The following is a 3,086-nucleotide window of genomic DNA, read 5'->3' as shown; positions in this document are numbered from 1 at the left end:
GTGAGGGGTTGTGGGACGTGCTTGATCATCCTGCCGGGTGATCGACGTGATGGAAGCGTGTAGACGAACGGTCTTGAAAGGCCGGCCATAGTGGGTGCCAGCCCCGTAGTCGAAATGCGTGTTTCAGCGTGGCGTGTATCCCAAGTAGCACGGGGCCCGAGAAATCCCGTGTGAATCTGTCAGGACCACCTGATAAGCCTAAATACTCCCAGATGACCGATAGCGGACAAGTACCGTGAGGGAAAGGTGAAAAGTACCCCGGGAGGGGAGTGAAATAGTACCTGAAACCGTTTGCTTACAAACCGTTGGAGCCTCCTTAGTAGGGGTGACAGCGTGCCTTTTGAAGAATGAGCCTGCGAGTTAGCGATACGTGGCGAGGTTAACCCGTGTGGGGTAGCCGTAGCGAAAGCGAGTCTGAACAGGGCGTTCAGTCGCGTGTCCTAGACCCGAAGCGAAGTGATCTATCCATGGCCAGGTTGAAGCGACGGTAAGACGTCGTGGAGGACCGAACCCACTTAGGTTGAAAACTGAGGGGATGAGCTGTGGATAGGGGTGAAAGGCCAATCAAACTTCGTGATAGCTGGTTCTCTCCGAAATGCATTTAGGTGCAGCGTTGCGTGTTTCTTGCCGGAGGTAGAGCTACTGGATGGCCGATGGGCCCTACAAGGTTACTGACGTCAGCCAAACTCCGAATGCCGGTAAGTGAGAGCGCAGCAGTGAGACTGTGGGGGATAAGCTTCATAGTCGAGAGGGAAACAACCCAGACCACCAACTAAGGTCCCTAAGCGCGTGCTAAGTGGGAAAGGATGTGGAGTTGCTCAGACAACCAGGAGGTTGGCTTAGAAGCAGCCACCCTTGAAAGAGTGCGTAATAGCTCACTGGTCAAGTGATTCCGCGCCGACAATGTAACGGGGCTCAAGCACGCCACCGAAGTTGTGGCATTGACATTATTGGTAGGCCTTCGTGGTCCAGCCGTGTTGATGGGTAGGAGAGCGTCGTGTGGGCAGTGAAGCGGCGGGGTGACCCAGCCGTGGAGGCCACACGAGTGAGAATGCAGGCATGAGTAGCGAAAGACGTGTGAGAAACACGTCCTCCGAAAGACCAAGGGTTCCAGGGTCAAGCTAATCTTCCCTGGGTAAGTCGGGACCTAAGGCGAGGCCGACAGGCGTAGTCGATGGACAACGGGTTGATATTCCCGTACCGGCGAAGAACCGCCCAAGCTAATCCAGTGGTGCTAAGAGTCCTAACCAGGAATGGATGGATCCCTTCGGGGTGAAGCCGTCCTGGCGAACGCTCGACCCCATGCTGGTGCGGCTAGCGTATTAACAGGTGTGACGCAGGAAGGTAGCCCAAGCCAGGCGATGGTTGTCCTGGTGCAAGTGCGTAGGCCGAGTGGTAGGTAAATCCGTCACTCATTCAGGCTGAGACACGATGCGGATGAAAAGTGGGTGATCCTATGCTGCCGAGAAAAGCATCGACGCGAGGTTCTAGCTGCCCGTACCCCAAACCGACTCAGGTGGTCAGGTAGAGAATACCAAGGAGATCGAGAGAATCGTGGTTAAGGAACTCGGCAAAATGCCCCCGTAACTTCGGGAGAAGGGGGGCCATCCACTTATACCGCCTTGCGTGGAAAAGGGTGTGGTGGCCGCAGAGACCAGTGGGTAGCGACTGTTTACTAAAAACACAGGTCCGTGCCAAGTCGCAAGACGATGTATACGGACTGACGCCTGCCCGGTGCTGGAAGGTTAAGAGGACGGGTTAGCCGTAAGGCGAAGCTCAGAATTTAAGCCCCAGTAAACGGCGGTGGTAACTATAACCATCCTAAGGTAGCGAAATTCCTTGTCGGGTAAGTTCCGACCTGCACGAATGGCGTAACGACTTCCCAACTGTCTCAACCACGAACTCGGCGAAATTGCATTACGAGTAAAGATGCTCGTTACGCGCAGCAGGACGGAAAGACCCCGTGACCTTTACTACAGCTTGGTATTGGTGTTCGGTGTGGCTTGTGTAGGATAGGTGGGAGACTTTGAAGCAGACACGCCAGTGTTTGTGGAGTCGTTGTTGAAATACCACTCTGGTCACTCTGGATGTCTAACTTCGAACCGTAATCCGGTTCAGGGACAGTGCCTGGTGGGTAGTTTAACTGGGGCGGTTGCCTCCCAAAATGTAACGGAGGCGCCCAAAGGTTCCCTCAACCTGGTTGGCAATCAGGTGGCGAGTGTAAGTGCACAAGGGAGCTTGACTGTGAGACTGACAGGTCGAGCAGGGACGAAAGTCGGGACTAGTGATCCGGCAGTGGCTTGTGGAAGCGCTGTCGCTCAACGGATAAAAGGTACCTCGGGGATAACAGGCTGATCTTGCCCAAGAGTCCATATCGACGGCATGGTTTGGCACCTCGATGTCGGCTCGTCGCATCCTGGGGCTGGAGTAGGTCCCAAGGGTTGGGCTGTTCGCCCATTAAAGCGGTACGCGAGCTGGGTTTAGAACGTCGTGAGACAGTTCGGTCCCTATCCGCTGCGCGCGTAGGAAGTTTGAGAGGATCTGACCCTAGTACGAGAGGACCGGGTTGGACGAACCTCTGGTGTGTCAGTTGTTCCGCCAGGAGCACCGCTGATTAGCTACGTTCGGGATGGATAACCGCTGAAAGCATCTAAGCGGGAAGCCGGCCTCAAGATGAGACTTCCATACCTTCGGGTGAGAGGCTCCCAGCCAGACTACTGGGTTGATAGGCCGGATGTGGAAGCGCAGCAATGCGTGAAGCTGACCGGTACTAATAAGCCGATGACTTGATAACACCCCCGCTCATTTCTTAATAAGCGTGACTCGCGTCCACCGTGTGGTTCCCGATGTACGGTCGGGAACAACCACAACAAGACACCATTCTTTGTTGTGACCGAATGAAACATCGATAGTGTTTCGGCGGCCATAGCGAGAGGGAAACGCCCGGTCCCATTCCGAACCCGGAAGCTAAGCCTCTCAGCGCCGATGGTACTGCAGGGGCCACCCTGTGGGAGAGTAGGACACCGCCGGACTTCCCTTACCGGAAATGGCCACCCAACGCAGGGTGGCCATTTCCGCGTTAACAG

Annotated in this window: 1 rRNA gene and 1 other annotated feature (1 of these 2 running past the window's edge); the gene reads left to right on the top strand. The window is 55.3% G+C overall.

From position 1 onward, the window contains the following. Window positions 1–2,793: a sequence feature (most likely nonfunctional fraction of RNA operon), on the top strand (it extends 1,717 nt beyond the left edge of the window). Between the two features lie 122 nt (window positions 2,794–2,915). After that, window positions 2,916–3,032: ribosomal RNA gene (gene rrf, locus RZO50_RS14690) — 5S ribosomal RNA — on the top strand. Window positions 3,033–3,086 lie beyond the last annotated feature (54 nt).

Source organism: Microbacterium xanthum (assembly GCF_034531355.1).
Classification (GTDB): domain Bacteria; phylum Actinomycetota; class Actinomycetes; order Actinomycetales; family Microbacteriaceae; genus Microbacterium; species Microbacterium xanthum.
This window is presented reverse-complemented; position numbering and strand designations above follow the sequence as displayed.